Annotated in this window: 7 protein-coding genes; 4 read left to right on the top strand and 3 right to left on the bottom strand. The window is 72.8% G+C overall.

All coding sequences use genetic code 11. The features are described from left to right. Positions 1 to 369: NAD(P)-binding domain-containing protein (locus HW578_RS20585; RefSeq protein ID WP_198372587.1), on the bottom strand; the 369-nt coding region annotated here is incomplete at its 3' end. Positions 370 to 475: 106 nt separating this feature from the next. On the opposite strand from HW578_RS20585, the gene HW578_RS20580 reads away from it, so the two are divergent. Then, the gene (locus HW578_RS20580; RefSeq protein WP_232479161.1) at positions 476 to 937 is read left to right on the top strand and encodes a GtrA family protein; all 462 of its coding nucleotides are present in this window, start codon (positions 476 to 478) and stop codon (positions 935 to 937) included. Positions 938 to 945: 8 nt separating this feature from the next. Here the strand turns inward: HW578_RS20580 and HW578_RS20575 are convergent, their stop codons facing one another. Beyond that, entirely contained in the window at positions 946 to 2142 is a 1197-nt protein-coding gene (locus HW578_RS20575; RefSeq protein WP_198372586.1) for a glycosyltransferase family 2 protein, read from the bottom strand. A gap of 210 nt (positions 2143 to 2352) precedes the next feature. Between HW578_RS20575 and HW578_RS20570 the strand changes: the two genes are divergently transcribed. Genes HW578_RS20570 through HW578_RS20560 form a run of 3 tightly spaced genes read left to right on the top strand, consistent with a single transcriptional unit; the run spans position 2353 to position 5800 of the window. Further along, positions 2353 to 4110, top strand: coding sequence for a type I secretion system permease/ATPase (locus HW578_RS20570; protein WP_198372585.1), 1758 nt, complete (start codon positions 2353 to 2355; stop codon positions 4108 to 4110). Further along, complete coding sequence (locus HW578_RS20565; RefSeq protein ID WP_369407944.1) at positions 4107 to 5495, top strand: HlyD family type I secretion periplasmic adaptor subunit; 1389 nt, start codon at positions 4107 to 4109, stop codon at positions 5493 to 5495. Before HW578_RS20570 ends, HW578_RS20565 begins: the two co-directional genes overlap by 4 nt. 17 nt (positions 5496 to 5512) lie before the next feature. After that, positions 5513 to 5800 carry a hypothetical protein gene (locus HW578_RS20560; RefSeq protein WP_198372584.1) on the top strand — a complete coding sequence of 96 codons (288 nt, stop codon included), beginning with the start codon at positions 5513 to 5515 and terminating at the stop codon, positions 5798 to 5800. 301 nt (positions 5801 to 6101) lie between these two features. Here the strand turns inward: HW578_RS20560 and HW578_RS20555 are convergent. Continuing rightward, the coding region (locus HW578_RS20555) for a Bug family tripartite tricarboxylate transporter substrate binding protein (RefSeq protein WP_232479160.1) at positions 6102 to 7126 on the bottom strand (1025 nt) is incomplete at its 5' end.

Genomic DNA, 7126 nt, shown 5'->3' with positions numbered 1-7126 from the left:
CGCCGCGGCCCCCGCCGCGCCGCCCGAGACCGGCGCATCGAGATAGGCGCAGCCGCGCGCCGCCGCCTGCCGCGCGAAGCCGCGCGCCGCGACGGGCGAGAGGGTGGAGGTGTCGGCGATCACCGCGCCCGCGGGCAGCACGGGCAGGATCGCGGCGAGCACCGCCGCGCTCGCGGCCTCGCTGGGCAGGGAGAGCACCACGACCTCGGCGACCGCCTGCTCGATCGCCGCGGGCACCTCGGCGCCGAGCGCGGCGGCGGCGGCCCGCTTGGCGGGGTCGAGGTCGAAGGCGCGCGGCCGCACCCCCTGCCCCACCAGGCGGCCCAGCATCGCCATGCCCATGTTGCCCAGACCGATCACCGCGACCATCGCCAACTCCGCTTCGGCACGGCGGGACGGTGGCAGCGGCCCCGCCGGGCTGGCAAGCCGGCGGGGGGCGCTTCGCAGCGGCGCGCCGGCGGGCTACAGCCCTTCCATGGCCCTGCCAGACCAGATCGACCGGCTGATGATCCGCCTGCTGGGGCCGCGCCTCGCGGCGCTCGCATGGGAATTCCTGCGCTTCGGCACGGTGGGCACGATCGGCTTCGTGGTCGATACCGCGGTCCTGTACGGGGCGCTGGCGCTCGGGGCGGGGCTCTATGGCGGGCGTGCCATTTCCTACGTGACGGCGGCGACGACCACCTGGCTGCTCAACCGCATCTGGACCTTCCGCCACCGCGGCGGCGGGCAGCAGGTGCACCGGCAATGGGCGCTGTTCCTGCTCGTGAACCTCGGCGGCTTCACGCTGAACTACGGCGCCTATGCGGTGCTGGTGGCCTTCGTGCCTCTGGTCGCGGCCTACCCGGTGCTGGGCGTGGCGGCGGGGTCGATCGCCGGGATGTTCAGCAACTTCATCCTCTCCCGCCAGATCGTCTTCCGCGCGCAGCCGGGGAACTGACGCCGCCGCTACCGCGCCCGCATCATCCCCAGCAGCGCCACGAAGAAGGCGCCGAAGGCCAGTTGCAACCCGAGCAGCATGGCCGTGACGGACGCGATCGACAGCCGCATCGCCCCGGTGCCGACCAGATTGCCGAAGCGCTCCCCGCCCCAGACCGCCACCGTCGCCACACCGAGGCCGAGGCCGACCAGCACCAGCCCGCCCGCCACGATCAGCGCCGGCTCCAGCCCGAAGCGGGCCAGCGCGGCGGTGAGGCGCTTCTCCTCCGGCACGACGCCCTGCTGGGCGCCGTAGATCCGGGCGAAGACCCAGAACTGGATGGCCTGGAAGCCCATCACCGCCGCCCCGGCGGCATAGAGCAGCGTATGCACGTCGAAGGTGACGCCCCCCACCCGCACCGGGCCGGGCAGCAGCACCGCCATCGCCGCGATGCCCGCCAGGAACAGCGCCGCCCCGGGATAGAGGAACAGCCAGCGCGGGCAGAACACGAGCAGGAAGCGCAGATGCCGCCAGCCGTCGCGCCAGGAGCGCAGATGCGGCGGGCGCGATCGCCCGTCGGGCGAGAGCGTGGTCGGCACTTCCGTGATGCGCAGGCCATTGACCGTCGCCTTCACCACCATCTCGGAGGCGAACTCCATGCCTGGTGCGCGAAGATCGAGCGCGATCATCGCCGTCCGGTCGAAGCCGCGCAGCCCGCAATGGAAGTCCTTCACCGGGCTCGCGAAAAAGATCCGCCCGATGGTCGAGAGCACGGGATTGCCCAGGTAGCGGTGCAGCGGCGGCATCGCCCCCGGCTTGATCCCGCCGCGGAAGCGGTTGCCCATCACCAGCTGGTAGCCCTCCCGCAGCTTTGCCACGAAGGGGTCGAGCGCGGTGAAGTCATATGAATCGTCGCTGTCGCCCATGATGACATAGCGGCCCCGCGCGGCGGCGATGCCCGCGATCAGGGCGGCGCCGTAGCCGCGCTCCGCCACCGGGACGACCCGCGCGCCAAGGCTGCGGGCGATGTCCTGGCTGCCGTCGGTGCTGCCATTGTCGGCCACCAGCACCTCGCCCGCGATCCCGCTGCGGGCGAGGTAGCCCATGGCCTTGCGCACGCAGGTGCCGAGCGTCTCGGCCTCGTTGAGGCAGGGCATCAGGATGGTGAGCTCGAGGCCCGCCTGGCCCTCCCCGGCCGCAACGCCGATCGGTTCCGCGATGTCCATGGCCGTCCCGGCGCTCCCGTCTTGCGGCCCTTGCCGGACCGCAATGTCACTAAGATCATGTTGATCCGGGCCGAAATATGGTGTGTCTGGCCCACCCGTCATGGTCTCGCGCCCAAAGGGGGCGGGATGAGGGCGGCCGCCGGCTGCGTTCGAAGGTCGGCGCCACAATGGCGAGGAAGGCTGGCATGAGGCTGGTGGCCGAGGATCGGCATGGCGACTGACCCGCGCGTCCTGCTGGGCGAGACGCCCGCGGCATCGACGCCGCTCGCGCGCGCGGTCGCGACCTGCCGCGCGCAGTTCATGGCGGTCGGCCTGTTCAGCGGCGTGGTCAACGTGCTGCAGCTGACCGTCTCCCTCTACATGATGCAGGTCTTCGACCGGGTGCTCTCCACCCGCAACCTGAACACCCTGCTCTACCTGACGCTGATCGCCCTGGTCGCGCTGGCGCTCATGGCGCTGCTGGAAGGGGCGCGCTCGCGCATCATGCAGCGCATCGGATCCTGGATGGAGGAGAAGGTCGCCCCCGAGGGCTTCGCCCGCGCGGTGGAGAGCCAGCTGCGCGGCCGCGCCTACCGGATGGAGGCGCTGCGCGACCTCGGCGTGGTGCGCGGCTTCATGGGCTCGCCCGGGGCGCTGGCGCTCTATGACGTGCCCTGGGTGCCGGCCTACCTGTTCGTGATCTTCCTGCTGCATCCGACCCTGGGCTGGGTGGCGCTGGCGGGCGCGGTGCTGCTGCTGGGGCTGACCATCTTCAACGAACTGGCCACCTCGAAGCTGCTGCGGGAGGCGAATACCGCCGCCATGGGCAGCCAGCGCCGCGCCGAATCCATCGTGCGCAATGCCGAGGTCATCGACAGCATGGGCATGCTGCCCGCCGTCATGGCGCGCTGGCAGCGCGGCGTGGCCGAGATGTCGGCGCCGATGAACCAGGCGATGGACCGCGCGGCGCCGCTGCTCGCCATCACCAAGTTCATGCGGCTCGCGGTGCAGGTCGCGATCCTGGGCATCGGCGCCTACCTGGTGCTGGAACAGCAGCTGACCTCGGGGGCTTCCATCGCCGCCTCGATCATCATGGGTCGGGCGCTGGCGCCGGTGGAGCAGATGATCGGCGGCTGGAAGCAGCTGGTGCAGGCGCGGCAATCCTGGAGGCGGCTGCAGGCCTTCCTGGTGCTGCCGCGGCTGCGCCCGCCGGGGATCGCGCTGCCGGAGCCGACCGGGCGCCTCACGGTGGAGCGCGTGACCTACGGCTTCCCGGGCACCAATGTCGCGGTGGTGAAGGGCGTGGCCTTCGCGCTCGAGCCAGGCGAGAGCCTCGCGGTCATCGGGCCCTCGGCGGCGGGCAAGACCACGCTGATCCGGCTGCTGACCGGCACGCTGGCACCGGCGTCGGGCTCGGTCCGGCTCGACGGCGCCGACGTGCACACCTGGCAGCGCGAGGACCTCGGCCGCCATGTCGGCTACCTGCCGCAGGATGTGGAATTGTTCGACGGCACCGTGCTCGAGAACATCTCACGCATGGCGCAGGCCCCGGCAGAGGCGGTGTTCGAGGCCGCGAAGCTCGCCGGCTGCCACGAGATGATCCTGCGCCTGCCCAAGGGCTACGAGACCGAGATCGGCGAGGGCGGGCAGCACCTGTCGGGCGGCCAGCGCCAGCAGATCGGCCTGGCGCGAGCCATGTTCGGCAATCCGAAGCTGCTCGTGCTCGATGAACCCAATTCCAACCTGGACGGCGATGCGGAATCGGCGCTGCTGCGCGCGCTGCACGACCTTAAGCGGCAGGGCACCACGGTGGTGCTGGTCTCCCACCGCCCGGTCCTGGTGCAGGGGGTGGAGAAGGTGCTGCTGATGCGCGACGGCGCGGTCGAGATGTTCGGCCCCCGCGCCGAGGTGCTCAAGAAGATCCTGAAGCCCGCCACCCCGATCCCCGCCGCGCCCGGGCGGATCGAAGGCCGGGAGGCCCAGGCGTGAGCGAGACCCTCCCCGCGCCGCCGCCCGCCCCCGGCCAGGAGGTCGTGCCGCGGCGCCTGCCGCCGGTGCGCCTAACCCTGCCCGAGGTGCCCGCCACGCCGCCACGCCCGCGCACCCGGGGCACGGTGCTGTTCGGCTTCGCCGCCATCGGCATCTTCTTCGGCGCCTTCGCCGCCTGGTCCGCGCTGGCGCCGCTCAGCGAGGCCGCGATCGCGCCCGGCATGATCAAGGTCGAGGGCACGCGCCGCACCGTCCAGCACCTGGAAGGCGGCATCGTGCGCGAGATCCTGGTGCGCGACGGCGACCGCGTGCGCGCCGGCCAGGTGCTGGTGCGCCTCGACGACATCCGCGCCGGCGCCGATCTCGAGACGCTGCGCAACCAGCGCTGGTCCTTCCTGGCGCAGGATGCGCGCCTCAGCGCCGAGCTCGCCGGCGCCGAGACCATCGCCTTCCCGGCCGAGCTCGAACAGGCGCAGGAACCCCGCGCGCAGGATGCGATCGCCGGCCAGAGCGCGGTCTTCGAGGCGCGGCGCGCGAGCCTGATGGCGCAGGTGTCGGTCCAGGAGGCGCGGATCGGCCAGCAGGAGGCGATCACCGCGGGCGCCACCGGCCAGCTGCGCGCCCAGCGCCAGCAGCTGGAACTGATCCGGCGCGAGGAGGAACTGACCCGCACCCTGGTCCAGCAGGGGCTGCAGCGCCTGCCCACGCTGCTGGCCCTGCAACGCAGCGCGGCCGCCCTGGAAGGCCAGGCCGAGGACCTTCAGGGGCAGCTCGACCGCGCCGCGCAGGTGATGGCGGAGGCGCGCAGCACCATCGCCGGCATCGTCGGCCAACGCCGGCAGGAAGTGGCGGCCGAGCAGCGCGAGGCACGCACGCGCCTCGCCGAGGTCGAGGAACGCCTGCGCGCCGCGCAGGACGTGGCGGTGCGCCGCGACATCGCGGCCCCCGAGGACGGCACCATCCTGAACCTGCGCCTGTTCAACATCGGCGCCGTGGTGCGCCCGGGCGACCCGGTGATGGATTTGGTGCCGCTGCAGGACCGCCTGGTCGCCGAGGTGAACATCCAGCCCCACGACATCGACGTGGTGCATGTCGGGCTGCAGGCGGAGGTGCGGCTGCCCGCCTTCAAGCAGCGCCTGGTGCCCTTCCTGCACGGGCACGTCACCTTCGTCGCCCAGGACGTGACGACCGACGAGCGGACGCGCATGACCTACTACCGCGCGCATGTGCTGATCGACGCGGAGCAGCTGGCGCGCCTCGATGGCGTGACCCTCGTGCCCGGCATGCCGGTCGAGGCCATGATCATCATCGGCGAGCGCAGCTTCCTGCGCTACATCACCCAGCCGGTGCGCGACAGCTTCACCCGCGCCTTCCGCGAGCAATAGACCAGGGACAGACCGAGATGGCCGAGAACCGCCCCACCGTCTTCTGCGACGGCGTGACCGAGGCGCAGGTCGCGCACGGCGTCGCGCGCATCACCCTTGCGGTGACGGGAACCGACGGCAAGGCCCTGCCCTGCGCGACGCTGTGCATCCCGGTCACGCAGCTGCCCGCGCTGGTGAACGGCATGGGCAACCTGCTGCGGCAGATCGAGGAGCGGGTGCGCGCGCAGATGCCGGCACCGGCCGCCGAGCCCGCCGCCGCGGCGCCGGCGGAGGGCGCCTCCGGGGCGTTCCGCTTCCAGAGCTGAGGGCGGGCCTCCTGCCAGGGGTCGCAGGCTTCGACCCTCGGAGGAATATCCAACCAGCGGGAATCATCCGGTCGGGCTTCCTGCGCTGGGCACCGTGGATTCCAGGGCGGCAAATGTCAGCACGGCGGAAGCCTGCAGCGCGGACGCCGCTCTTGCATCCACATCCGGCCGCCCGCGTACGCGCCGTGCCACGGGCACACATCTGGCGCGCCAGATAAACCTCCGGTGCCCCAGGATTCGCGGGACCGCGTCGGCGCCCGTTCGGGCACTCGGCACCAGGCAGACGCCCGTGCCGCCGGCGCTACTCCGCGGTCGCACCCGAACTGCGCACCACCTCGGCCCAGCGTGTCGCCTCGGTCCGCGCGAAGGCCGCCGCCGCCTCGCCCACCAGGCTGGGATCGGTCAGCGACAACGCGGCGAGGCGCGCCACCAGGTCGGGCGAGGCCATGGCGCGCGGTACCTCCGCCAGCAGGCGCTGCACGCCCTCGCCCGGCGTCCGCGCCGGGGCGAACAGGCCGAACCAGGTGCTCGCCTCGAAGCCCGGGAAGCCCTGTTCGGCGACGGTCGGCAGGTCGGGCAGGGTCGGGTCGCGCCGCGCCCCGGCCACGGCGATGCCGCGCACCCGCCCCTCGCGGATCAGCGGCAGGGCAGGCGGCAAGGACGTGCTGCCGATCGGCGCCTGGTTCGCGACCACCGCGGTCGCCGCCTGGGCCGGCCCGAAGGCAACCGGCGTGGCCTGCACGCCGGCCAGCGTGCGGAACAGCAGCTCGGCCCCCAGATGCGGCGTGGTGCCGGTGCCGGAATGCGCATAGGCCGCGCCGGGATTGGCGCGCATCCAGGCGAGCAGCTCGGGCAGCGTGGTCGCCGGCACCGACGGATGCACGAAGAAGCCGTTGGGCGCGGTGGCCACCACCGCGACGGCGGCGAAGTCGTCCAGCGTGTAGCCGGCATTGCGGTACAGCGTGGGGTTCACGCTGATGGCGGTGGAATGCATCAGCAGCGTGTGGCCGTCGGTGGCGGCCTTCACCGCCTGCGCGCCGAGGTTGCCGCCGGCGCCGCCGCGGTTCTCGACCACCACCGCCTGGCCGATGCCCTCGCCCAGCTTCTGCGCCAGCGCGCGCGCCACCACGTCGGTCGAGCTGCCGGGCGGGAAGGCCACGACGATGCGCAGCGCGCGCTCGGGCCAGGCGGCCCGCGCCGGGCGCGGCGCGGCCAGCGTGGCAAGCGTGGCGCCGAGAAGCCCACGGCGGCGGCAGGCGGCGATGGTCATGCGTGTCTTCTCCCCCGCCCGCGCTGCGGGCGTGCCCGGAGTATGGACGAAGGCAC

The sequence above is a fragment of the Roseomonas rosulenta genome (genome assembly GCF_016106005.1).
Classification (GTDB): domain Bacteria; phylum Pseudomonadota; class Alphaproteobacteria; order Acetobacterales; family Acetobacteraceae; genus Neoroseomonas; species Neoroseomonas rosulenta.
The sequence above is the reverse complement of the archived record's forward strand: the minus strand, read 5'-3'. Positions and strand labels throughout refer to the sequence as shown.

What these genes read in the sequence shown, in the direction of transcription:
- HW578_RS20570 (WP_198372585.1), top strand. Translation starts at nt 2,353, where the DNA reads ATGGCGACTGACCCGCGCGTCCTGCTGGGCGAGACGCCCGCGGCATCG.
- HW578_RS20560 (WP_198372584.1), top strand. Translation starts at nt 5,513, where the DNA reads ATGGCCGAGAACCGCCCCACCGTCTTCTGCGACGGCGTGACCGAGGCG.
- HW578_RS20580 (WP_232479161.1), top strand. Translation starts at nt 476, where the DNA reads ATGGCCCTGCCAGACCAGATCGACCGGCTGATGATCCGCCTGCTGGGG.
- HW578_RS20575 (WP_198372586.1), bottom strand. Translation starts at nt 2,142, where the DNA reads ATGGACATCGCGGAACCGATCGGCGTTGCGGCCGGGGAGGGCCAGGCG.